The 23,733-nt window shown below is 64.1% G+C and carries 23 protein-coding genes; 10 read left to right on the top strand and 13 right to left on the bottom strand.

The annotated features are described in order from the left end of the window. Positions 1–22: 22 nt before the first annotated feature. The 5 genes from P7F60_RS01745 to P7F60_RS01725 form a co-directional block, all read right to left on the bottom strand. Positions 23–1,396 carry a glutamate--cysteine ligase gene (locus tag P7F60_RS01745; protein WP_277915978.1) on the bottom strand — a complete coding sequence of 458 codons (1,374 nt, stop codon included), beginning with the start codon at positions 1,394–1,396 and terminating at the stop codon, positions 23–25. A gap of 227 nt (positions 1,397–1,623) precedes the next feature. Further along, on the bottom strand, positions 1,624–2,361 hold the full coding sequence (locus P7F60_RS01740) for a 16S rRNA (uracil(1498)-N(3))-methyltransferase (RefSeq protein WP_277915977.1): 738 nt from the start codon (positions 2,359–2,361) through the stop codon (positions 1,624–1,626). A gap of 75 nt (positions 2,362–2,436) precedes the next feature. Then, positions 2,437–3,942, bottom strand: a complete 1,506-nt coding sequence (locus P7F60_RS01735; protein WP_277915976.1) for an inorganic phosphate transporter — start codon at positions 3,940–3,942, stop codon at positions 2,437–2,439. A 162-nt stretch (positions 3,943–4,104) separates the two neighbouring features. Continuing rightward, the gene (locus tag P7F60_RS01730; RefSeq protein WP_277915975.1) at positions 4,105–4,587 is read right to left on the bottom strand and encodes an NUDIX hydrolase; all 483 of its coding nucleotides are present in this window, start codon (positions 4,585–4,587) and stop codon (positions 4,105–4,107) included. Between the two features lie 228 nt (positions 4,588–4,815). Then, on the bottom strand, positions 4,816–5,604 hold the full coding sequence (locus tag P7F60_RS01725; RefSeq protein ID WP_277915974.1) for a FadR/GntR family transcriptional regulator: 789 nt from the start codon (positions 5,602–5,604) through the stop codon (positions 4,816–4,818). A 226-nt stretch (positions 5,605–5,830) separates the two neighbouring features. On the opposite strand from P7F60_RS01725, the gene P7F60_RS01720 reads away from it, so the two are divergent. Beyond that, positions 5,831–6,919 carry an acyltransferase gene (locus P7F60_RS01720; protein WP_277915973.1) on the top strand — a complete coding sequence of 363 codons (1,089 nt, stop codon included), beginning with the start codon at positions 5,831–5,833 and terminating at the stop codon, positions 6,917–6,919. Between the two features lie 25 nt (positions 6,920–6,944). On the opposite strand, the gene P7F60_RS01715 is transcribed toward P7F60_RS01720, so the two are convergent. Next, the gene (locus P7F60_RS01715) at positions 6,945–7,841 is read right to left on the bottom strand and encodes a LysR family transcriptional regulator (RefSeq protein ID WP_277915972.1); all 897 of its coding nucleotides are present in this window, start codon (positions 7,839–7,841) and stop codon (positions 6,945–6,947) included. A gap of 113 nt (positions 7,842–7,954) precedes the next feature. Between P7F60_RS01715 and P7F60_RS01710 the strand changes: the two genes are divergently transcribed. The 4 genes from P7F60_RS01710 to P7F60_RS01695 all read left to right on the top strand — a co-directional run bounded on the left by P7F60_RS01710 (position 7,955) and on the right by P7F60_RS01695 (position 12,506). Next, positions 7,955–9,394, top strand: coding sequence for an FAD-linked oxidase C-terminal domain-containing protein (locus tag P7F60_RS01710; RefSeq protein ID WP_277915971.1), 1,440 nt, complete (start codon positions 7,955–7,957; stop codon positions 9,392–9,394). After that, a complete protein-coding gene (locus tag P7F60_RS01705) occupies positions 9,394–10,587 on the top strand; it encodes an FAD-binding protein (RefSeq protein ID WP_277916492.1) in 1,194 nt (397 codons plus the stop codon). Before P7F60_RS01710 ends, P7F60_RS01705 begins: the two co-directional genes overlap by 1 nt. Before the next feature lie 20 nt (positions 10,588–10,607). Then, positions 10,608–11,921 carry a glycolate oxidase subunit GlcF gene (gene glcF / locus P7F60_RS01700; protein ID WP_277915970.1) on the top strand — a complete coding sequence of 438 codons (1,314 nt, stop codon included), beginning with the start codon at positions 10,608–10,610 and terminating at the stop codon, positions 11,919–11,921. Positions 11,922–12,005: 84 nt separating this feature from the next. Continuing rightward, entirely contained in the window at positions 12,006–12,506 is a 501-nt protein-coding gene (locus tag P7F60_RS01695) for a hypothetical protein (RefSeq protein ID WP_277915969.1), read from the top strand. 111 nt (positions 12,507–12,617) lie between these two features. Here P7F60_RS01695 and P7F60_RS01690 read toward each other — a convergent pair whose 3' ends face one another. Then, complete coding sequence (locus P7F60_RS01690; protein ID WP_277915968.1) at positions 12,618–13,313, bottom strand: L,D-transpeptidase; 696 nt, start codon at positions 13,311–13,313, stop codon at positions 12,618–12,620. A gap of 116 nt (positions 13,314–13,429) precedes the next feature. Further along, on the bottom strand, positions 13,430–14,206 hold the full coding sequence (locus P7F60_RS01685; RefSeq protein WP_277915967.1) for a L,D-transpeptidase: 777 nt from the start codon (positions 14,204–14,206) through the stop codon (positions 13,430–13,432). Between the two features lie 209 nt (positions 14,207–14,415). Here P7F60_RS01685 and P7F60_RS01680 point away from each other — a divergent pair, with 209 nt between their 5' ends. Continuing rightward, positions 14,416–15,045 carry a DNA-3-methyladenine glycosylase I gene (locus P7F60_RS01680; RefSeq protein ID WP_277915966.1) on the top strand — a complete coding sequence of 210 codons (630 nt, stop codon included), beginning with the start codon at positions 14,416–14,418 and terminating at the stop codon, positions 15,043–15,045. Further along, positions 15,042–15,497: a hypothetical protein gene (locus P7F60_RS01675; RefSeq protein ID WP_277915965.1), complete on the top strand. Its 456-nt coding sequence runs from the start codon at positions 15,042–15,044 to the stop codon at positions 15,495–15,497. Before P7F60_RS01680 ends, P7F60_RS01675 begins: the two co-directional genes overlap by 4 nt. A gap of 57 nt (positions 15,498–15,554) precedes the next feature. Here the strand turns inward: P7F60_RS01675 and P7F60_RS01670 are convergent, their stop codons facing one another. Beyond that, positions 15,555–16,259, bottom strand: a complete 705-nt coding sequence (locus P7F60_RS01670; RefSeq protein ID WP_277915964.1) for an HAD family hydrolase — start codon at positions 16,257–16,259, stop codon at positions 15,555–15,557. Further along, entirely contained in the window at positions 16,256–17,062 is an 807-nt protein-coding gene (locus P7F60_RS01665; protein WP_277915963.1) for a hypothetical protein, read from the bottom strand. The genes P7F60_RS01670 and P7F60_RS01665 overlap by 4 nt, the downstream gene beginning before the upstream one ends. Positions 17,063–17,262: 200 nt before the next feature. On the opposite strand from P7F60_RS01665, the gene hisS reads away from it, so the two are divergent. From hisS to hisG, 3 genes are all read left to right on the top strand, one after another. After that, positions 17,263–18,777, top strand: coding sequence for a histidine--tRNA ligase (hisS, locus tag P7F60_RS01660; RefSeq protein ID WP_277915962.1), 1,515 nt, complete (start codon positions 17,263–17,265; stop codon positions 18,775–18,777). Positions 18,778–18,845: 68 nt separating this feature from the next. Then, positions 18,846–19,967 carry an ATP phosphoribosyltransferase regulatory subunit gene (locus P7F60_RS01655; protein WP_277915961.1) on the top strand — a complete coding sequence of 374 codons (1,122 nt, stop codon included), beginning with the start codon at positions 18,846–18,848 and terminating at the stop codon, positions 19,965–19,967. Then, positions 19,964–20,659: an ATP phosphoribosyltransferase gene (gene hisG / locus P7F60_RS01650; RefSeq protein ID WP_277915960.1), complete on the top strand. Its 696-nt coding sequence runs from the start codon at positions 19,964–19,966 to the stop codon at positions 20,657–20,659. The genes P7F60_RS01655 and hisG overlap by 4 nt, the downstream gene beginning before the upstream one ends. Positions 20,660–20,732: 73 nt before the next feature. Here hisG and P7F60_RS01645 read toward each other — a convergent pair whose 3' ends face one another. The 3 genes from P7F60_RS01645 to groES all read right to left on the bottom strand — a co-directional run bounded on the left by P7F60_RS01645 (position 20,733) and on the right by groES (position 23,649). Next, positions 20,733–21,176: a DoxX family protein gene (locus tag P7F60_RS01645; RefSeq protein WP_277915959.1), complete on the bottom strand. Its 444-nt coding sequence runs from the start codon at positions 21,174–21,176 to the stop codon at positions 20,733–20,735. 480 nt (positions 21,177–21,656) lie between these two features. Beyond that, a complete protein-coding gene (gene groL / locus P7F60_RS01640) occupies positions 21,657–23,297 on the bottom strand; it encodes a chaperonin GroEL (protein WP_277915958.1) in 1,641 nt (546 codons plus the stop codon). 55 nt (positions 23,298–23,352) lie between these two features. Beyond that, positions 23,353–23,649 carry a co-chaperone GroES gene (gene groES, locus P7F60_RS01635; protein ID WP_277915957.1) on the bottom strand — a complete coding sequence of 99 codons (297 nt, stop codon included), beginning with the start codon at positions 23,647–23,649 and terminating at the stop codon, positions 23,353–23,355. Between the last annotated feature and the right edge of the window lie 84 nt (positions 23,650–23,733).

Here is a 23,733-nt window from a genome sequence, read left to right as displayed (position 1 = left end):
GCAATTTGCCGCCGCTTCGGCCTCAATACTGGCAGGTCTTGAAGACCGGGTCGACCGAACGGTTCCAGTCGCCCTCATAGCTGGCGAGCAGGCTGTCGGCGAGGCTGGTCTTTGTCGCCACGATTTCGTCGAGGGGAGCGAGGTGGATGGTCTCGTCACGCCCTTGCGCGTCGAGGCGGCCTCGCGCCTTGAGACCGGCGCGGGCGATGTCCAGCACGTCGGCGGCGACCGCATGCAGCGGACGGCCGTTTATCACGGCCGTCAGGCCTTGCGTCGGCACGGCCTCGCGCAACGCCGCAACGGCCTCGAAATCCCAGCCCTTCGTCAACTCGCGCGCCGCTTCGAGCGCGGCTCCGTCATAGAGCAGCCCGACCCAGAAGGCCGGTAGGGCGCTGATATGCGAGAGCGGACCGCCGTCGGCGCCGCGCATTTCGAGGAAGCGCTTGAGGCGCACATCGGGGAACAGGGTGGAGAGATGATTGGTCCAGTCACCGAGCGTCGGTTGCCACTCGGCCACTTCGCCCTTCAGCGCGCCGTTCATGAACTGGCGGAAGGTGACATGGGTACAGTCGTGATACGTGTTGTCGCGGACGATGAAATACATCGGCACATCCAGCGCCCATTCGACGTAATGTTCGAAGGTGAAGCCGTCCTCGACGGCGAAGCGCAGCAGGCCGGCACGCTGGTTGTCCGTGTCGCGCCAGATTTCGCCGCGCCAGGAGAGATAGCCGTTCGGCTTGCCCTCGGTGAACGGCGAGGAGGCGAAGAGTGCGGTGGCGAGCGATTGCAGCTTCATGCCGACCTGCATCTTCTTCGCCATGTCGGCCTCGGACGAGAAGTCGAGGTTTACCTGTATCGTGCAGGTGCGGTACATCATGTCGAGACCGTGACGGCCGACCTTCGGCATGTAGCGGGTCATGATGTCGTAGCGCGATTTCGGCATGCGCGGCGTTTCCGCCAGCGTCCATTTCGGGCTGCCGCCGATGCCGAGGAAGCGGATGCCGAGCGGCTCGGCGACGGTGCGCAGCACCTCCAGATGCTCGACGGTCTCGTCCGCGGTCTGGTGCAGGGTTTCCAGCGGCGCGCCCGAAAGCTCGAACTGGCCACCCGGTTCCAGCGAGATGGCGCCGCCGCCCGAGGTCGCGGCGAGGCCGATGATATGACCGGCATCCATGATCGGCTCCCAGCCGAGCCTGGCCTGCATGCCGTTCAGCAGCGCCGAGATGCTCGCTTCGCCAAAATAGGGGACAGGGCTGTTGTCTGCCATGAAGAAGGCGAATTTCTCGTGCTCGGTGCCGAGACGGAACTGCGTTTCCGATTTTGCGCCCGAGGCCAGATAGGCGGCAAGTTCGCTGGTCGTGCTGATCGGTGTATCGTCGGTGGTATCGCGGGCCATGGGGGAACCTTAGAGCAGATCCGGCAAAAGTGCGAAACGGTTTTGCGTGCGCAGTTGCGGTGAACGAAGAGATGCGGAAGCCTTCATCGCTTCCCGCAGGAAGAGACCGTGACGGTGATTGGACCGGATCGATAGACGGCGCAAGTGAAATTCCTTCAACAGATGTTCAAAAAAAACGATGGGTTGGGCCCTCGGCGCGAAGCCATCCCGGCGCATAGATAGGAAAGCTAGCGCCAGTCGCCAATGGCGGCCTGCACCACGGCCATGGCGGCGACCGCGGCGGTATCGGCGCGCAGGATGCGCGGCCCCAGCGGAATGGCGGTGACGAAATCGAGGCTGCGAAGCCATTGCCGCTCCTCCTCGGAAAAGCCGCCTTCCGGCCCGATCAGCAATGCCAGCTTGCGCTCCTTGACGTTTGCCAGCACCGGTAGCGGGTTCTGCCCGGCATCGCCCTCGTCGCAATAGATGATGCGCCGGTCCTGCGGCCAGCTGTCGAGCAGGTCGCGCAGCTTGACGGGAGCGGCGACGCGCGGAATCGACAGGATGCCGCATTGCTCTGCCGCCTCGATCACATTCGCCTCCAGCCGGTCCAGGCTGGTGATCTTGCCCTGCACATGCTGGGTCATCACCGGCTGCAGCAGGCCGGCGCCCATTTCCACGGCCTTCTGCACCAGGTAATCCAGCCGCCCGACCTTCAGCGGCGCGAAGAGATAATGCAGGTCGGATGGCTGCGGCTGCGGGCGGGCCAGTTCGACCGGGGTCATCTCGATACGCTTGCGGGTCGGGAAGGCGAGCCTGGCGATCCACTCGCCGTCGCGGCCGTTGAACAGCAGCACGTCCTGTCCGGCTTCGGCGCGCAGCACATTGGCGAGATAGTGGAACTGCTCCTTGTCGGCCTCGACGGGCGCGTCCTTGCGCAGGTCCGTCTCGACATGAAGCCGCTGCATTCTGAAATTGGCACGCATAAAAGACTTTCCGGCCAGAGCATTTCCAGGAAAAGTGTAAAACGGTTTTCCGTCCGGAAATGCGTCAAAACAAACTCACACAAACAGCGCCACCATAATCCAATATAGCAGCGCCGCAAGCGCACCCGAAAGCGGCACGGTGATCACCCAGGCCGCGACGATGCCGACCAGGTAGGAACGGCGTACCAGCCGGCGGCGGCGCGTCTCGTCCGGATTGCGCTCCTCGCGCTCGACCAGTTCCACCGCCCCGGCCTTGGCGCGCAGGTATTCCAGCCGCCGCCGGGAATGGCGGGTATACCATTCGCGAAACAGCCCGACGCCAAAGACGCCGCCCACGGCGATATGCGTCGAGCTGACCGGCAGGCCGAACCAGGAGGCGACGATGACCGTCACCGCCGAGGACAGGGCCACGCAGAAGGCGCGGGCCGGATTGAGCTTGGTGATCTGCTCGCCGACCAGATGAATGAGGCGCGGCCCGAACAGCAACAGCCCCACGGAAATGCCGAGCGCGCCGATCGCCATCACCCAGGCCGGCACGCCGACAGCGGCGGAGATGTCGCGCGATTCGATGGTCACATGCACCAGCGCCGAAAGCGGGCCGATGGCGTTGGACACGTCGTTGGCGCCATGGGCAAAGGACAAGAGCGCCGCAGCCCCGATCAGCGGCAGGCGGAAGAGCACGCGCAGCGCGCTGTTGCGGTTTTCCAGCCCCGCCGCCTGGGCGCGCACGAAGGGTCTCGCCGATACCCAGCTCAGCAGCCCCACCGCCATGCCGGTCACGGTGGCGCCGATCACCGAAAGGCCATGCAGATATTGTGTCTGGATCGCCAGGAAGGCGGTAAAACTGCCGGCCATCACGCCGATGAGGATCGGCACCCAATGGCAGGCGGCGCCGATCTTGTCGTCGCGATAGATGATCGTTTCCTTGATGAGGAACAGGAAGCCGATGGCGATGACGCCGCCCATCAGCGGCGAGATCACCCAGCTCACGAAGATCATCGCCATGCCGTGCCAGTTGATGAAATCGACGCCGCCGGCGGCGATCCCGGCGCCGAGCACCGCGCCGACGATGGAATGGGTGGTCGAGACCGGCGCGTTCAGCCAGGTGGCGAAGTTGAGCCAGATGGCCGCCGCCGCCAGCGCCGCCATCATGATCCAGGTCAGCGTTTGCGCATCCATGACCGAGGCATGCGAGACGATGCCGCCGGAAATGGTTTCCACCACCCGGCTGCCGGCCAGCGTCGCCCCGAGGATCTCGAAGACGGCGGCCATGATGAGCGCCCCGGCCATGGTGATGGCGCGGGCGCCGACGGCGGCGCCGACATTGTTGGTGACGTCGTTGGCGCCGATGTTCATCGCCATGTAGGCGCAGAGGGCGGAAGCGGCGACGACGACGACGGCGGCGGGCTGATGGAAGACATAGACGCCGGCGACCAGCATGGCGAAGGCGGTGAACAGCACGGCCGCGCCCAGCGGCCCGAAGCGGCGCAGCGCGAATCGCGCCGCGTCGTCGACGAAGGTCAGCTTGTCGAGATCCTTGTCCAGCGTCTTCTTGGTGCGCTCAACGGGTTTCGGTGCCATCCGTTCGCCCTCCGGCGACAACGGGCACGCAAGGGCGCGTGCCGTCCGGTCGTTATAACTGTCTGGAAGCGACGGCGTTGCAATACGGACGGAGAAACCGCCCGCCGCGCCGCCGCGGATGATGCCACCGGTATCAAAGGCCGGCGGGTTCCGGAAGGGGGGTCAGGCCGGGCTTGGGGTCAGCGTCCGGCCGAAATTGAGGATGATCTGGCGCAGCATCGGCTCGTTGACCTTGCCGGCGGCGGTGTCGAAGCGGAACCATTCGCGCTTGCGCTGGCCCTTCTCCTTGTATTTCTTGGCGAAATCCTCGAAGGCGAGTGGATAGACCTGTACCCGGCAATCGACGGCGAAGCCATCCTTCATGCCTTTGCTGTAGTCGAAATGCCCGAGCGTATCGTGGCCGACCGTGCCAAGTACGCCGGCTTCCTCCAGGGCTTCCTGGGCGGCGACCTCATAGGCTGCCTTGTCGGCCATCGGCCAGCCCTTGGGAATGACCCAGCGGCCGGTGTCGCGGCTCGTCAGCAGCAGAACCTCGACCGCGTTCGTTTCCGGATTCAGGCGATAGCACAGCGCGCCGTATTGCTGTCTCGGAGGGCGCCGGAACATCAGTCGGACATCGGAAGCGATGCGGGTCAGAATGGTCAATTCAGGTCAGGCCTTTCACTGGCGGTTCGGGACGATCCTCTGTCATGATCTTGTGGTAAATATGCGTCAAGCTGGCGTGGTCGCCAGAATGTCGCGAATTTTAATTGTGCACCGGTTTCTCTGTATAGACTGTAAATCGCCGAGGGCAAGTCGGCACCGCTGGCCGCTGTCCGTTTTGCGACATCGCCGCGCAAGGCCGGATGAGAGCGACGGCCGGGCCGGGTGGCGTCAGGCGCGGGTCTCGCGCTGGAGAAGACGCAGGCGCGCGATGCGCGCCCATTCGCCGTTGCGCTGCGTCTCGCGCATCGTCTCGACGATATAGTCGATGTGAGCCTCGGCCGCCCGCCGGGCGGCGGCAGGGTCGCTGGCGAGGATGGCGTCGTGGATGGCGACGTGCTGGCCAAGCAGCCGGTCGCGTGCGCCTGGCGTGTTGAACACCATCTGGCGGTGGAAGAAGATGCCCTGCGTCAGCAGCCGGTAGCAGGCGCGCAGCGTATGCATCAGCATAATGTTGTGGGCGGCCTCGCCGATGGCGTTGTGGAGCTCGATATCGGTGGCCAGTTCCTCCTCGAAGCTGCCGCTTTCATGGGCGGCGCGCATGCGCTCGACGATGGCCGTCAGGATCGCCCGGTCGGTGGCGGTGGCGCGCCGGGCGGCAAGCTCCGCCGTCAGCCCCTCCATCTCGCGGCGATAGTCGAGGTAGTCCTGGGTGGCGCGTTCATGGCGGGCGATCAGCTCGGCCAGCGGCCGGGAAAAGATCTGGCCGACGATATCGGCGACGAAGGTGCCGCCGCCATGGGTGCTGGCGAGCAGGCCGCGCGTTTCCAGCTCCTTCAACGCCTCGCGCAGGATCGGGCGGGAGACGTCGAGCCGCTGCGCCAGATCACGTTCGCCCGGCAGGCGGTCACCGTCGCGCAGCACGCCATCGAGGATCAGCGTCTCGATCTGGTGAACCACGCCGTCGGCCGTGCGATTGTGCTCGACGCGGGAAAAAAGCGGATGGTTCTCATCGGTCACGCCGTTACCTCTGATAGTGATGGCCATCAAGCCAGCGTTTTGCGCCCGAAGTCGTTCGGAAACAAGAGCATTCCGGCAGCCATGTCAATGGCGGCCCGGATCGGCCGTGCGTCAGCGGCGGGCCTTGCCGCTTCGCCACGTTAACGTTGCGGCGCGATTTCTGCAAAGGCGGCGAGAAAGAATGATATGCCCTGTCGAAGATCGTATTTCGCGGGTGGCGTGTGGCGTGCAGTTTCGTATTCTCGGCAGTTGGCGGGTCATGGCGGCCCTTCTGGTCATGATATTCCATTTCCTCAGCTACGGCCCGCCGAGCGCGCTCGCGGGGACCGTCAGGCTGTTGTCGTTGATGCCTTTGCTGGACATGTTCCTGATCGTCTCCGGCTTTCTGATCATGGAGCGCTATAGCGACCGACTGCTTGTCGAGCGCAATTCCTACTGGCAGTTCCTTTTGCGGCGCGTTGTGCGCATCTATCCGCTGTATGCGGCCACGCTCGTCTATTTCGTCGGCATCGGCATGCTCGTTCACTTCGGTGTCGTCACCTCGCATTCGCCCGGCCGTTACGATTTCGCCGCCTTGCCGGCCAATATCCTGCTCGTGCAAGGCTGGGGCTTCACCGAAGAACTCACCTTCAACTATGTCGGCTGGACGCTCTCGGCGGAATGGTTATGCTATCTGCTGTTGCCGGTCACCATTCTCGCCTGGCGTTTTGGCGGACTGACGGGGCTCGTCGCGCTGGCCGCCCTGTCGATCCTGATGGTCGAAGGCATGGTGGCGGCGGGCGTCATGCCCTTCGACGAATGGTATCTGGCCGATACCTGGGGCGCCTATCGCGCCTTCGTGGATTTCACCATCGGCGCCGTCATCGCCATAGGCTCGCGCCGGGTACGGCTTGCCTGGGCCAATCATGCCGTGGTCTGGGGCGTGTTCACGCTTGTCATCGTTATGATGTGGAACGGCATGGCGGCGGGATATCCGGCCCTGGCCCTGCTGTCCCTGGCGATTTTCCTGGCGGCGGTCGCCGAGCGCCAGGCTCCGTTGGCTTCCGGCTATCTCGGTTTCCTGGACGGTCTGTCGCTGGCGTCCTTCAGCCTTTATCTCATTCACCCGGTCGTCGCCTCGCTGCTGCTCAATATCGGCTGGAGACGGGTGCTGGAGCCGATGCAGGTCATGAATTTCTACGTCTTCCTGCCGGTGGCGATCGCTGCCGCCGTGGGGTTGTCCATCGCCTCGTCCCGCTGGTTCGAACCGGCGGCGGCCAGGGCGATCAACGGCCTGTTCAGCCCGGTGAAAACGCGCGGTCGAGCCGCCGCCTAGGGCATGACCAGCCGAAGCGAGATCGCTAACGCTCCCAGTTCGGCACCGGGCTGTAGAGAGCGCTGAGATAATCGATGAACAGCCGCACCTTGGCCGGCAGGAACTGGCGACTAGGATACACGGCGAAAACGGCGACGTTGCGCGAGCTTTCCAGCTCTGGCAGCACCCGCACAAGCCGGCCGCTCTTCAGCTCCGGGCCGATATCCCAGGTGGAGCGCAGCGCAATGCCCATGCCGGCCAAAACCGCCTCGCGGATCACTTCGCTGGAATTGGTGATCAGCCGTTCCTGTGGCCGGTAGGTCACCGCTCCCCGCGGTCCCTCCAGTTTCCAGACATCGTTGTTGTGCGGGCGCAGGCACAGGTGGTGGCGCAGATCCTCGACGCTTTCCGGCATGCCATGGGCGAAGATGTAGTCGGGCGTGGCGCAGAGCACACGCCGAACCGGCGCCAGCTTGCGGGCGACGAGGCTGGAATCGCCAAGCTCCGCGATGCGGATCGCCAGGTCGTAGCCGCCGCCGACGATGTCGGTGAAATCGTCCGAGAGCACCATGTGCAGCGACAGGTCCGGATGGGTTTCCAGGAAGGGTTTCAGATGCGGCGCGACATGCATGCGGCCGAAGGAGGTCGGCGCCGTCACCTTCAGCATGCCCTGGATGCGCGCCGAGCGGCCGGAGACATAGGACTCGGCCTCGTCGATGCCGGCGAGGATCGACAGCACCCGCTCGTAAAACCCCTGTCCCGCCTCGGTCAGCGAAATCTGCCGCGTCGTGCGCTGCAGGAGTCTGGTGCCCAGCCGGTCCTCCAGCCGCTTGATGCGCTTGGAAACCACCGCCGGCGACAGGTTCAGCGCCCGTCCCGCCATCGACATGCTGCCCAGCGACACCACGCGGGCGAAGACGTCGAGATCCTCGAATTTCGTCATAGCCGGCGCTCCATTTATTCCGCATGGTTGAAAGTGTTTAGCATTTGCGCCGCCGTGGGTGAAGTGGTAAAGGAAAAATACCAGTTGGCTCAAGGACTATGGCGGGAGGCCAGATGAGCGGTTTCATTCGGTTTCTGGAGCCGCAGCCGGCCATCCTGGCGCGTCGCCGACAGATCGTCGCGGATCTCGCCGATCTGCTGGCGAAGGATGGATTGATTCACGAGCCGCGCGAGCTGGTGCCGTTCGAGACCGACGCCTTCGTCTCCTATCGCCGTCTGCCGCTGGCCGTCGCGTTGCCGCGCACCACGGAAGAGGTGGCGGCGGTTCTGCGCTATTGCCACAAATATGCCATTCCGGTGGTGCCGCGCGGCGCGGGCACCTCGCTTTCGGGCGGCGCCATTCCGCAGGAGGATGCGGTGGTGATCGGCCTGTCGAAGATGACGCGCATCCTCGATGTGGACTTCGCCAACCGCTGCGCCACGGTGCAGGCGGGTGTCACCAATCTCAATATTTCCGAGGCGGTGATGGCGGAGGGATTCTTCTACGCGCCGGATCCGAGTTCGCAGCTCGCCTGCACCATCGGCGGCAATATCGGCATGAATTCCGGCGGCGCCCATTGCCTGAAATACGGCGTCACCACCAACAACCTGCTCGGCGTCACTCTTGTCTTGATCGACGGCACGGTGATCGAACTCGGCGGCAAGCATCTCGATAGCGCCGGCTATGATCTTCTCGGCCTCGTCTGCGGCCATGAGGGCCAGCTCGGCATCGTCACCGAGGCGACCGTGCGCCTCATCGCCCGTCCGGAGGGCGCGCGGCCGGTGTTGTTCGGTTTCGAGACCTCGGAAGAGGCGGGTTCCTGCGTCGCCGATGTCATCGGCTCCGGCATCATCCCGGTCGCCATCGAATTCATGGACAAGCCGGCGATCGAGATCTGCGAAGCCTTCGCCAAGGCCGGCTATCCGCTCGATGTCGGCGCGCTGCTGATTGTCGAGGTCGAGGGTTCGGAGCCGGAAATGGAAGCAATGCTGTCCGGCATCGTCGAGATCGCCCGCCGCCATGGGGTGAAGACGGTGCGCGAATGCCAGTCGGCGACCGAGGCGGCGGCGATCTGGAAAGGCCGCAAATCCGCCTTCGGCGCGACGGGCCGCATCGCCGATTACATCTGCATGGACGGCACCGTGCCGCTCAGCCAGCTTTCCCATGTGCTGAAGAAGACGTCGGAGATCGTCGACCGTCTCGGCCTGCGCGTCGCCAATGTCTTCCATGCCGGCGACGGCAACATGCATCCGCTGATCCTGTTCAACGCCAACGACCCCGAAGACGCCGCCCGCGCCGAACAGGCCGGCAACGAGATCCTGAAGCTCTGCGTCGATGCCGGCGGCTGCCTGACTGGCGAGCACGGCGTCGGCATCGAAAAACGTGACCTGATGACCCATCAATACAAGAAAGCCGATCTCGACCAGCAGATGGCCGTGCGTGCCGCCTTCGATCCGCAATGGCTGCTCAATCCGTCCAAGGTGTTCCCGCTTGACGGCCGGTCGGCGGCATGATGCTTCGTCCGCAAACCGAGGCGGAAGCCTGCGACATCGTCCGTGACCACGCCGCCCGTTCCGCCCCGCTTGGCGTCTGCGGCGGTAATACCCGCGCCGGCTTCGGCAATGCGGTGGCAGCGGAAACGGTGCTTTCGTCGCGCGCGACCGCCGGTATTACCGCCTATAATCCGGCCGAAATGGTGATGACCGCCAAGGCCGGCACACCAGTCGAAGACGTGCAGGCGGCACTTGCCGAAAACGGCCAGATGCTCGCCTTCGAGCCCGCCGATCACCGCGCTGCAATGGGCACCGAGGGCGAGCCGACCATCGGCGGCGTCTTTGCCGCCAACGTCTCCGGCCCGCGCCGCTTCGTGGCCGGCGCGGCGCGCGACAGCCTCCTCGGCATCCGCTTCGTCAACGGCCGCGGTGAGGCGATCGCCAATGGCGGCCGGGTGATGAAAAACGTCACCGGCCTTGATCTGGTCAAACTGCTTGCCGGCTCGCATGGCACGCTCGGCTTCCTCACCGAAGTCACATTTCGCGTGCTGCCGGTGGGCAAGGCGGTGGAAACGCTGGTGATTTCCGGCCTCAACGATGCCGAGGCCGCCCATGCCATGGCAGCCGCCATGGCGCTGCCGGTCGAGGTCTCCGGCGCCGCCCACCTGCCGGAAAGTGTCAAGGGCCGCTTCGCCGGCGGTGTTCTGGCCGATGGCGCGGCCACCGTGCTGCGCCTGGAGGGCCTCGCCGCCTCGGTGGCGTTGCGCATGGAGAAACTGGCCGCTGTCATGGCCGCCTACGGCCCGGTCTCGCGGCTGGACGGCGAGGCGAGCCATCGCCTCTGGCGGGAAGTCCGCGATATCCACCCCTATGCCGATGGCACGCCGCGTCCCCTCTGGCGCGTCTCCGTCGGCCCCTCCGCCGGCCATCAACTGGTCGCGGCGCTGCGTCTCGAAACCGGCGTCGACGCCTATTACGACTGGCAGGGCGGCCTTGTCTGGATGCGCATGGAATCGGATCCGGAAGCGATGTTGCTGCGCGGCTATATGAAAGCGCTGGGCGGCGGCCACGCCACCCTCCTGCGCGCATCCCCCGCCGCCCGCGCCGCCACCCCGGCCTTCGAGCCGCAGGCCCCGGGCGTGGCGCTGCTGTCGGCCCGGGTCAAGGCCGCGCTCGATCCGCAGGGCATTTTCAATCCGGGCAAGATGGGCTGACGAGTCGAAGGCGAGAGACGATGCAAACCAATTTCACCGCCGCCCAGCTGACCGATCCCCAGGTCGCGGAATCGGAAAAGATCCTGCGCAAATGCGTGCATTGCGGCTTTTGCACCGCCACCTGTCCGACCTATGTGACGCTCGGCGACGAGCTGGACAGTCCGCGCGGCCGCATCTATCTCATTAAGGACATGCTGGAAAACGGCCGGCCGGCGGACGCGCAGGTGACGAAACATATCGACCGCTGCCTCTCCTGCCTGTCCTGCGTCACCACCTGTCCCTCGGGCGTCGATTACATGCATCTGGTCGATCATGCCCGCATCCATATCGAAAAGACCTACAGGCGGCCCTTCGCCGACCGGCTGGTGCGCGGCGTGCTCGCCATGGTGTTGCCCTATCCGGCGCGCTTCCGCGCCGCCCTGCGGCTTGCCCGTCTCGGCCGGCCGCTCGCGCCGCTGTTCGACCGCGCCGGCCTCAAACCCTTCGCCGCCATGCTGCGGCTGGCCCCGGCAAGCGTGCCGGCCGCCTCGTCGCTCTCACGAGCCGGCGGCCATCCGGCCAGGGGCGAAAAACGCGGGCGGGTGGCGATCCTGACCGGCTGCGCCCAGCCGGTGCTCGATCCCGCCATCAATGCCGCGACCATCGCGCTGCTCACCCGCCTCGGCGTCGAGGTGGTGGCGCCGCAAGGCGAGGGGTGCTGCGGCGCGCTGGTGCATCATATGGGCCGGGAGGAGCAGGCGCTCGGCTTCGCGCGGGCCAATGTCGATGCCTGGACGCGCGAGATCGAGGCGGGCTGGCTGGATGCCATCGTCATCACGGCGTCGGGCTGCGGCACCACGATCAAGGATTACGGCCATATGCTGCGCCTCGATCCCGCCTATGCCGAAAAGGCGGCGCGGGTCTCGGCGTTGGCGAAGGACGTCACCGAATATCTGGCGACGCTCGACCTGCCCGTCTGTCCGCCCAAGGGGTTGACGGTCGCCTATCATTCCGCCTGCTCGATGCAGCACGGCCAGAAGATCACCACGCTGCCCAAGCAACTCCTCAAGACCGCCGGCTTTGTTGTGCGCGATCCGCCGGAGGGGCATCTGTGCTGCGGCTCGGCCGGCACCTATAACATCCTGCAGACGGAGATTTCCGACCGGCTGAAGGCGCGCAAGGTCAAGAACATCATGGCCACGCGCCCGGATGTGATCGCCGCCGGGAATATCGGCTGCATGACGCAGATCGCATCAGCGACCGCGACGCCGATGCTGCACACCGTCCAGCTTCTCGACTGGGCCTATGGCGGCCCGCGCCCGGCCGGCCTGCCGGAAAAATCCCTCGCAACTTGAATCGTATCCGAGCGATCGGCTTAATCGAAGAGAGGAAGGTCGCTGCTATCATGGCGGTTCAAGCACCATGAACCGGAGATCGCCATGGGCAGTCGGAAAGCCATTTTTCTTGCCGCCGGCCTGTTCGCCGCCGGCCTGTCCCCGGCGCTGGCCGGCGACCGGTTGAGTTGCGCCGCCGATGACGCGGCGTTGTCGGCCTCGTTCGAACTGCAGTTCAACGATCAGGATGGCGGCCGGCTGGAGCATATTCGCGGCGCCATCGATACCCGCCAGGCCGGGGTGCCGGAGAGCCTGCGGCATCTGGACCTGACCTCGCAGATGCTGTCGCAATACTGGACCGACGACCGGACGATGAAGATCCGCCTCCTCGCCCGTGCTTATGGCGATCTCGGCATGGATGTGGTCGAAATCGCCGCCGTGCTGCAGCGGCAGGCCGGCGACGCCGGTCTCTATCGCGGCCGCTACGACCTGACCGCCTTTCGCGTGCCGCCTTCCGCCCGCGGCAATGCCGCGCCGCAACCACTGGCCAGCGCCACGGCGGCCATCGCCTGCTCGCCCCGCCAGCAATTCGCCCTGGCGAATTGAACGGGTAGCTGCTCCTCATTCACCTGCCGTTTGGATCAGGCAGGAGCGAACGGCCGGTGGGCAAGTCCCCTCTTCCCGCGTACGGGGAGAGGGCTCGCGTGAAAGGCAGGTTCAGCCGCCGCCGAACAGGTTGCGCAGGATATCGACGCCGCGATCCTCGAAGGCGACCTTGCCCTGGCGGTTGCCGGGACCGACGACGATGACTTTCGTGCCGATGGGCGCCCGAGCATAGAGGTGCTCGACATCGGCATTCATCATGCGAATGCAACCCGAGGACATGTTGAGGCCGATGGTCCATGGCTGGTTGGTGCCGTGGATACGGAAGATGGTGTCCTGGCCGCCCTTGTAGAGATACATGGCGCGGGCACCGAGCGGATTGTCGATGCCGCCTTCCTGGAAGGCCGGGATCTTGTGGCCTTTGCGCGCTTCGCGGGCGATCATCTCCTTCGGCGGCCGCCAGTCCGGCCATTCCGACTTGCGGCCGATCTTGACGACGCCCGACCAGCCGAAACCGTCACGGCCGACGCCGACGCCGTAACGGGTGGCGCGGTTGTTGCCCTCGACATAGTAGAGATACTTGTTGTTGGTATCGATGATGATCGTGCCGGCGGTCTCGTCGGTCACCAGGCGCACCTTCTTGCGCTTGAAGGCCGGCGCCACCTGCTTGGACGGCATGGCGATGCGCGTCACGTCGGAGGCCGGGCGGGCGGGCGCCTGCGCCATCGGTCCGGCGGCATGGGCGACGGATGCGGCGAGCGTCAGCGAAACGGCCAGCGCCATGGCCAGCCGGGTCGGCGTCTTGTTCATTCATGTCCCCTTATGAAAATGCAATTGCGATACGGTAATTCAGATCGGGAACGGCGCAACCCGCCGATCTCGCCGAAATCCGGCGTCTTGCGAAATTTTTCCGGATATCGTTGCAATCAGATCACGATGACGCGTGTCCCGACGTCGACGCGCTCGTAAAGATCGGTCACATCCTCGTTGCGCATGCGGATGCAGCCGGAGGAAACGGCATAGCCGATCGTCCAGGGCGCATTGGTGCCGTGGATGCGATAGAGCGTCGAGCCGAGATACATGGCCCGCGCGCCGAGCGGATTTTCCGGCCCGCCCTCCATGCTGGCCGGCAGGTAATGGCCCTTGGCGGCTTCGCGCGAGATCATTTCCTTGGGCGGATTCCAGCTCGGCCATTCGGCCTTGCGGGTGATCTTGTGGGAGCCGGCCCATTCGAAGCCCGGCTTGCCGACGCCGACGCCGTAACGCCTTGCCTTGCCGCCGCCCATCACGAGATAGAGGAAGCGATTGTTGGTGTCGATGACGATGGTGCCGGCCTTTTCCTTCGTGTCGTAATCGACCATCTGCGGCAGGTACATCGGGTCGAAGCGGCTTTTCACCGGCCGCTGCGCCGGAGCAAGCCCGACATTCTGCACCGGCGCCCGCATCACCGGCTGGCGCTGCTCGAACAACCCGCGGCGCACCACCTGGCGCTGATACTGATAGACCTGCGGCTGGCTGACCACGCGGCGCGGCGCATAGACGCGCGGCATGGAGCCGTTGGTGAGCTGCATCACCCAAGGGGCGGAGAGATCGGCGCTGACGGTGACCGGCGGACGGGTGCCGTAGCGGCCGTCATTGGCCTCGGCAACGGTGGCGGAAAGCATCGCGAAGGCGATGGCGAGTGAGAAGGGCATCTTCAACATGGTCGGGACTCTTTACGTTTGACCTGGGGAAGCAAGGTTTCGATAACCCTGTTGGCCCGATGCTCGCACCGCCTCTTGAGTCAAAGGTAAACGTCTCCAATGAAAATGCCCCGCGCCGGATAAACCTTTCGTCAGGGTTATCGCCGGGTTTGGAAAGAGAGTCAGCAAATGGTAAAGCAGCCCTCCGAGTGGATCAGGAAGGCTTGACAATGACGACGGAAGGCATCGCGATCGGAGAGGACGGGCAGCCGCGCTGCGCCTGGCACGGCAATCTCGACGATTATCGCCGCTATCATGACGAGGAATGGGGCAGGCCGGTGACCGACGACACCAGGCTGTTCGAAAAAATCTGCCTTGAAGGTTTCCAGTCGGGCCTTTCCTGGCTGACGATCCTGCGCAAGCGCGAGAATTTTCGCACCGCCTTCTGCGGTTTCGATTTCGACAAGGTCGCCGCCTTCACCGACACCGATATCGAGCGCTGCGTCGCCGATCCCGGCATCATCCGCCATCGCGGCAAGATCGTCTCGACCGTCAACAATGCCCGCCGCGCCCAGGCGCTGAAGGCGGAATTCGGCTCGCTCGCCCGCTATTTCTGGGGTTTCGAGCCAGGGACGGAAGAGCGGCCGGCAAGCGTCACCCGCGCCTGGATCGCCACCAACCCGACGTCGCAGACCTCCGTGCGCCTGTCGAAGGATCTGAAGAAGCGCGGCTGGACCTTCGTCGGCCCGACCACGGTCTATGCCTTCATGCAGGCGATGGGCATGGTCAACGACCATCTCGACGGCTGCATCTGCCGCTTGCGTGTGGAGGCGCTGCGCGATGCATTGCAGCGGCCGTGAAAAGCTGGTTTGATCGCCGCATGCATCACCTCATCCGCCTTGCCGTCGCCGCCGTTTTTGCCTGCCTTGCCGGAGCGGCCTTGGCCGATCCGCCGCATCCCAATCTCTACAAGGGCGAGCGTCTCGTGCCGATCGAGGTGTTGCCCGGCAAGCCGGTGCAGCTGAAAGGCTGGACGCGCGACGGCAAGGGGCTGGTCTATTCGCTGCATGTGCGCGCCGGCGAAAAGGTCGGCGTCAATTTCTGGACGCCGAGCCGCTTCACCTATCTGGTGATGTTCGACGTTTCCAAGACTGACGAGGACGCCTTCTACAGCAGCGACGACGACGGCAACGTCAAGGCGCTGCCGGTGGCCAAGAACACCACCTGGCTGATCCGCCCCTATTATTCCCGCGTCGCCCGCCGCCGTGGGCTGGGCGCGCCCTATACGGTGACGCTGGATATCAGGCCTTGAAAGCAATTCCAGCAAAGGAGTGAAGCGGTTTTGCGTCCGGAATTGGGCAAGAATATACTACTCGATCCCGTCGAGCAGTGGCCCGAGTTCGCCGAGGTGAACGATGCGCCGAAAGCGCGGCGCATCCGCCGGCGGCTCCACATGCTCGAACACCCAGGTCAGCTCATGCGGCACGAAGACGCCGTAGGCGCCGGCGGCAATCGCCGGCACGATGTCGGATTTCAGTGAATTGCCGATCATCATCGAGCGCTCGGGGCCGTCCGCGAGTTTGGAGAAGATGCGGCGGTAGGTGACGGCGGACTTGTCGGAGACGATCTCCACCGCATCGAAATAATCGCCGAGGCCGGATTGCGCCAGCTTGCGCTCCTGGTCGAACAGGTCGCCCTTGGTAATCATGACGAGGAAATAGCGCCCGGCAAGACTCTCCAGCGTCTCCTGCACATGCGGCAGGGTCTCGACCGGATGGCGCAGCAAGTCACGGCCGATGCCGAGGATTTTTTCGATGATTTCGGCCGGCGCCTTGCCTTGGGTGATCTCGATCGCCGTCTCGATCATCGACAATGTAAACCCCTTGATGCCGAAACCATAAAAATCGAGGTTGCGCTTTTCCGCTTCGAGGAGTTGGCTGGAAATCTGCTCGCCCTCAGCGAAATCGGACAGCAGTTCGGTGAAATGCTGCTCCGTCAGCCGGTAATATTGCTCGTTCTGCCACAGCGTGTCGTCGGCGTCGAAGCCGATGGCCGTCAGGTTGCGTGCGGTCATGCTCTGTCTCCATGCTTTGCGTCCGCCCTGTCCGCCGCCTTTGGTGCGGGCTGCATCCGGCTGGCGATGACGGTGTGGACGACCTGATAGTCGCGGCTGGCCTCGCCGGTCGGGATCACCGGCCAGGACCAGCGCGCCGTTTCCGCAGGCGGCGCGATGCCATGCAGCAGGTCGACCTCCTGATGCAGCTTGCCGGTGCGATCCACCACCCGGAAACCGATGTCGGTCAACAGGCAGACATAAGCGGGCAGGGCGCTCAAACCTTCGAGATGCGCCGCGATCAGCCGCGGCACCACTGCCTGCGGCAATCCCGCCGCCTCCGATTTGCGCCCGGCGCCAATGCCGATCTGCGACAGCACATTGGCCGAAACCACCAGATCGAGATAGGGAACCTGCCGCAGAAATGCCAGCGGCTCCGGCTCCTTGCCGGCGACGACGGCATCGAACCCGGAAATATCCCGCTCGATCAGCCGCACATTTTTAAGCCCCTTTGCCTTGAGCCATAGCCGCACCGAAGCCAGATGCACGAGATCGACGAGCACGACGGTATCGAATTGCCGCGACAATTCCTCGACTGGCACATCCCGCAACAGCCCGGAGCCGAGCACGACGACGGTGCGCCGCTGCCGCAACCCGGCAACCTCCGCCCGCACCGCGTCATGGCAGTGCCGCTCATGCTCCGCCCAGTCCGAAGCACACCGCCGCGCTCGCGACCAGAGATTGACCGACCCACGCACGAAACCGCGATGCATCGACGCGGTCACAGGCAGGCTGGCGAGATAATTGAGCGCTTCGAGGATCATGCTTCTATCGATAGACGGCGGAGCGATGGCCGATCTCGATGGCGACGCGTTTGTTCACGGACAAAATCAATCCTGGCTGGCTTGCGGCGGAATATAGCACTCGGGGAGCCCCGTCGCCAGCCTTCGCCCTTGCCGCTCCCGCCTTCATATTCTAAGACACCGGCACAGTTTGAGAGACCAGAACGGACCGGTTGCGCATCATGAACGACAAGTCGAAGAAACCGCAAAAACTCAAGGCCCGCCTGCCGCGCGGCTTCGTCGACCGGTCGGCTGCCGATATCCGCGCCGTCAACGAGATGACGGGCAAGATCCGCGAGGTCTACGAACGCTACGGCTTCGACCCGGTGGAGACGCCGCTGTTCGAATATACCGATGCGCTCGGCAAATTCCTGCCCGACAGCGACCGCCCCAACGAAGGCGTGTTCTCGCTGCAGGACGACGACGACCAGTGGATGAGCCTGCGCTACGACCTGACCGCGCCGCTCGCCCGCCATGTCGCTGAGAATTTCCAGGAAATCCAGCTTCCCTACCGCACCTATCGCGCCGGCTACGTCTTCCGCAACGAGAAGCCCGGCCCCGGCCGCTTCCGCCAGTTCATGCAGTTCGATGCCGATACGGTCGGTGCCGCCGGCGCGCAGGCCGATGCCGAAATGTGCATGATGATGGCCGATACGCTGGAAGCGCTCGGCATCAAGCGCGGCGATTACGTCATCCGCGTCAACAACCGCAAGGTTTTGGATGGCGTGCTCGAAGCCATCGGCCTCGGCGGGGAGGACAAGGCCGGCCAGCGCCTCAATGTGCTGCGCGCCATCGACAAGCTCGACAAGTTCGGCCCCGAAGGCGTCAAGCTGCTGCTCGGCCCGGGCCGCAAGGACGAGTCCGGCGACTTCACCAAGGGCGCGGGCCTTGACGACGACCAGATCGCCAAGGTGCTGTTCTTCGTCGGCATCAAGGATTACGCGGAAAGCGCCGGCGCTCTCGCCGAACTGGTGGCCGGTACCTCCAAGGGCGGCGAAGGCGTCGAGGAACTCAACATGATCGGCGCGCTGGTGACCGGCGCCGGCTACGCCTCCGATCGCGTCAAGATCGACCCTTCCGTCGTGCGCGGCCTCGAATATTATACCGGCCCGGTCTACGAGGCCGAACTGCTGTTCGACGTCACCAACGAGAAGGGCGAAAAGGTCGTGTTCGGCTCCGTCGGCGGCGGCGGGCGGTATGACGGTCTCGTCTCGCGCTTCATGGGCCAGCCCGTGCCGGCGACCGGCTTCTCCATCGGCGTCTCCCGCCTGATGACGGCGCTGAAGAACCTCGGCAAGCTTGGCCAGGATCAGGTGATCGCCCCGGTGCTGATCACCGTCATGGATGGCGATACTGAGAGCATGGGCCGCTACCAGCGCTTCACGCAGGCGCTGCGCGCCGAGGGCATTCGCGCTGAAATGTATCAGGGCAACTGGAAGAAATTCGGCAACCAGCTCAAATATGCCGACCGCCGCGATTGCCCTGTCGCCATCATCCAGGGCGGCGACGAGCGGGCGCAGGGCGTGGTGCAGATCAAGGATCTGATCGAGGGCAAGCGTCTCGCCGGCGAAATCGAGGACAATGCCACCTGGCGCGAGGCGCGCGTGGCGCAGGAGATCGTGCCGGAGGCCGAACTGGTCGCAAAGGTGCGCGAAATCCTCGAAGCGCAGGCCGAAGACCGGCGTCGGGCAGGCTGATGCATGTCGCGCAAAAGTGTGATGCGGTTTTGTGAGAACGACATGCGTCAAAACAAAGAGATGTTCCTATGGCGCTGATCAACCTGCCCGGATTCTCCGCTGCGCTGCTGGCCGATTTCGTCTCGCGCGGCACCGAGCGCGTCGATACGCCCATCATCCAGCCGGCCGAACCCTTTCTCGACATGGCCGGCGAGGATCTCCGCCGTCGCATCTTCCTCACCGAAAGCGAGACCGGCGAAAACCTCTGCCTGCGCCCGGAATTCACCATTCCCGTCTGCCTGCGCCATATCGAAAGCGCCATGGGCACGCCGAAGCGCTACGCCTATCTTGGCGAGGTTTTTCGTCAGCGTCGCGACGGCCCCAATGAATTCTTCCAGGCGGGTATCGAGGATCTCGGCGATGGCGATACGGCGTCGGCCGATGCCCGCGCCATTGGCGATGCCATGGGCATCCTGAAACTGCTGCTGCCCGGCAAGACGCTCAAGGTAACGCTGGGCGACCAGGCGGTTTTCGAAGCGGTGGTGAAGGCGCTCGGCCTGCCCCTCGGCTGGCAGAAGCGGCTGATCCATGCCTTCGGCAACCCTGATAGAATCGAGCAATGGCTGCAAACGCTTGCCAGCCCGCTGCCGATATCAGGCATCGACCCAAAGACACTGGAACTGGCGCAATCCGGCGACGATGCGGGCTTGATCGCCCATCTCGACGAGACCATGCAGGCGACCGGCTATTCCACCAATGCCAGCCGCGCGCCCGCCGAAATCGCCGCCCGCCTGCGTGAAAAACTGTCGCTGGCGCAGACGAAGCTGGACGAGTCCGTGCTGCTGCTGCTGCGCGAATTCCTGTCGCTGGAACTGCCGCTGGCCGAAGCGCCGGCAGCCCTTGCCGGCTTTGCCGATGCCGCCGGCCTGCATCTCGGACCGGCGGTCGCCGCCTTCGAGGCGCGGCTGCGCGCGCTGGAAGCCGCCGGCATCGATGTCGCGCCGATCGTTTACCGCGCCGCCTTCGGCCGTCCGCTGGATTATTACACCGGCCTCGTCTTCGAGGTGACGGCAGGCGAAAGCCAGGCCGTTCTTGCCGGCGGCGGGCGCTTTGACCGACTGATGACGCTGCTCGGCGCGTCGAGCCATATCCCGGCGGTCGGCTTCGCCTTGTGGCTGGACCGGATCGAGGCGGAAAGGGCGCGCTCATGACCATCACCATCGCCGTGCCCTCCAAGGGGCGCATGAAGGAGGATTCGGCCGCGATCTTCGAGCGCGCCGGCCTGAAGATCGTCGCCGTCGGCAATGAGCGCTCCTATCGCGGCCGTGTCGAGGGTTTCGACGATATCGAGATCGCTTTCCTTTCGGCCTCGGAAATCTCGCGCGAGCTGGGTAATGGCAGCGTCGATTTCGGCGTCACCGGCGAGGATCTGATGCGCGAGCAGATGGCGGAAGTCGATGCCCGCGTCGAGTTCTGCGCCCGCCTCGGCTTCGGCCATGCGGATGTGGTGGTCGCCGTGCCGGAAATCTGGGTGGATGTCGACAGCATGGCCGATCTTGGCGATGTCGCCGCCGATTTCCGCGCCCGCCACCATCGCCGCCTGACCATCGCCACGAAATACTGGCGGCTGACGCAGCAGCATTTTTCCGGCAGCCACGGCATCCAGCTCTATCGCATCGTCGAAAGCCTGGGCGCCACCGAGGGCGCGCCGGCGGCAGGGCAGGCGGATATCATCGTCGATATCACCTCCACCGGCTCGACGCTTACCGCCAACCACCTGAAAATCCTCTCCGACGGCGTCATCCTGCGCTCGCAGGCCTGCCTGGTGCGCGCCCGCAAGCCGGAGCACGAGGCGGACGCACGGGTGAAACGGATCGTCGAAGCAGTGCGCCGCGCCTTGTGAACGCTGCGGTTTCCAAAACAGCAAAAGGCCCGCCGGATCGCTCCGGCGGGCCTTTTGCTTGGAATGTCGAAAATCAGGCGAGCGTTGCCACGCCGCGACGGGCATCCAGCGAATAGGCGCCGGCGCCGACGGTGGCGAGCAGGATATAGGCGCCGGCCAGCGTGATGTTCTTCATCAGCATGATCTGGTTGAGCACGGTCAGCCAGCCATTGGCGGCGGCCGGGAAATCCGGAACGTTGATGGCGCTGCTATGGAAGACGAGGCCGGTGAACACGCAGAACACCGCCAGCGCCCAGCCGACGATCTTCGTCTGGAAACCGACGAGCACGGCGAGGCCGGCGACCAGTTCGAACAGGCCGGCGAGATAGGCAAGCGCGGTCGCGGCCGGCAGGCCGGCTCCCGCAATCATCCCCGCCGTCCCGGCGGCATCCATCAGCTTGCCGAAGCCGGAATAGATGAACATAAACGAAAGCAGAACGCGCGCGAGAAGGAGAAGGGCGCTATTGGGCGAAGACATCGGGAAACTCCTGTTGGGGTCTGCGGCACGGCATCGGCCACGAAAAACTGTCTTGCGTCAATTTGCCCATTTTTACTGTTTTGGAAAGATAAACGATTGGAGACATATCGTTCACAAAATGGACGAACGATCGGGAGGCACATGATTTGATACGATGGAACGCGAAAAGCTATCGGTGCTGCGATCTCGTTTTTCTATTCATCCGACGACGACATGGTCGGCGTAAAACATCCTGAAGGTTCAGGGAACAAGGCTGTGACATCCATACGCCGATACGTCAAAAAATGCAGAGCCCGTCACTTGAAACGAAGTGGCGATAGGCGCCCTCTTCGTTGCGATGTAGACGTGTTCTGGCGGGTTTAGGTGAAAAAATGCTCGATGGAAAAAAGCTTTGGAATTTCCGCAAACAAAAAAGGCGGGTCTCGCGACCCGCCTTTTCCGTAACCTGAACCGGATGGCTCAGATGTAAGGCTGGATGCCTTACATCATGTCCATGCCGCCCATTCCGCCCATGCCGCCAGGCATGCCGCCGGGGGCATCCTTCTTCGGCAGTTCGGCGATCATGGCTTCCGTGGTGATCAGCAGCGAGGCAACCGAAGCGGCGTTCTGCAGAGCGGTACGGACGACCTTGACCGGATCGACGATGCCCATGGAGATCATGTCGCCATATTCGCTCGTCTGGGCGTTGTAGCCGTAGTTGTCTTCGTTCTTCTCGAGGATTTTGCCGACGACGATCGAGGCTTCGTCACCTGCGTTCTCGGCGATCTGGCGAACCAGCGACTGGAGAGCCTTGCGCACGATGTTGATGCCGGCTTCCTGGTCGTCGTTCTCGCCCTTGGCGGTGATCTTGGTGGAGGAGCGCAGGAGCGCTACGCCGCCGCCGGGGACGATGCCTTCCTGAACGGCAGCGCGCGTCGCGTTGAGCGCGTCGTCGATGCGGTCCTTCTTTTCCTTGACTTCGACTTCCGTCGAGCCGCCGACGCGGATGACGGCAACGCCACCGGCGAGCTTGGCAAGGCGTTCCTGCAGCTTCTCGCGGTCGTAGTCCGAGGTGGTTTCCTCGATCTGCGCCTTGATCTGGGCAACGCGGCCTTCGATGTCGGACTTCTGGCCGGCGCCGTCGACGATCGTCGTGTTTTCCTTGGAGATCGAAACCTTCTTGGAACGGCCGAGCATGTCGAGCGTGACGTTTTCGAGCTTGATGCCGAGGTCTTCGGAGATGACAGTGCCGCCCGTCAGGATGGCGATGTCTTCGAGCATGGCCTTGCGGCGATCGCCGAAGCCCGGAGCCTTGACGGCAGCGATCTTCAGGCCGCCACGCAGCTTGTTGACGACGAGCGTTGCAAGGGCTTCGCCTTCGACGTCTTCAGCGATGATGAGCAGCGGCTTGCCGGTCTGAACGACGGCTTCGAGAACCGGCAGCATGGCCTGGAGGTTCGAAAGCTTCTTTTCGTGCAGGAGGATGTAGGCGTCGTCGAGATCGGCGACCATCTTCTCGGCATTGGTGACGAAGTAGGGGCTGAGGTAGCCGCGGTCGAACTGCATGCCTTCGACGACTTCGAGTTCGGTTTCGGCGGTCTTGGCTTCTTCAACCGTGATGACGCCTTCGTTGCCGACCTTCTGCATGGCTTCGGCAATGTCGAGACCGACCTGCTTGTCGCCGTTTGCGGAGATCGTGCCGACCTGGGCGACTTCTTCCGAAGTGTTGATCTTCTTGGCCTTGGCCTGGAGATCCTTGACGACTTCGCCGACGGCGAGGTCGATGCCGCGCTTCAGGTCCATCGGGTTCATGCCGGCGGCAACGGCCTTGTGGCCTTCGCGAACGATCGCCTGGGCGAGAACGGTTGCGGTCGTGGTGCCGTCGCCGGCGATGTCGTTGGTCTTGGAAGCGACTTCACGAACGAGCTGTGCGCCCATGTTCTCGAACTTGTCGTCCAGTTCGATTTCCTTGGCGACCGAAACGCCGTCCTTGGTGATGCGCGGAGCGCCGAAGGACTTGTCGATCACGACGTTGCGGCCCTTGGGGCCGAGCGTTACCTTGACGGCATCGGCGAGGATATCGACGCCGCGCAGCATCTTTTCGCGCGCGCCGCGGCCGAATTTGACTTCTTTGGCTGCCATTGTGAGAACTCCTGAAGAGGTGTCTGCGTAAGTCGGGAAAGGATAAAACCGGCGATCAGCCGATGATGCCCATGATGTCGGCTTCCTTCATGATCAGAAGGTCTTCGCCGTTGAGCTTGACTTCGGTGCCCGACCATTTGCCGAACAGGACGCGGTCGCCGGCCTTGACGTCGAGAGCGACGAGCGCGCCCTTGTCGTCACGGGTACCGGTGCCGACGGCGACGATTTCGCCTTCCTGCGGCTTTTCCTTGGCGGTATCGGGAATGATGATGCCGCCCTTGGTCTTGGCTTCGGATTCGACGCGGCGAACGACGACGCGGTCGTGCAGCGGGCGGAAGTTGATGGCTGTCATTGTCTAATCCCTCGATCAAATGACTGAACGAACCGGTGAGAGGTCCGTCTGAAAGGTTGTTAGCACTCCTCATTTGCGAGTGCT

This window comes from Rhizobium sp. YJ-22, assembly GCF_029601685.1.
Lineage (GTDB): Bacteria > Pseudomonadota > Alphaproteobacteria > Rhizobiales > Rhizobiaceae > Metarhizobium.
The sequence above is the reverse complement of the archived record's forward strand: the minus strand, read 5'-3'. Positions and strand labels throughout refer to the sequence as shown.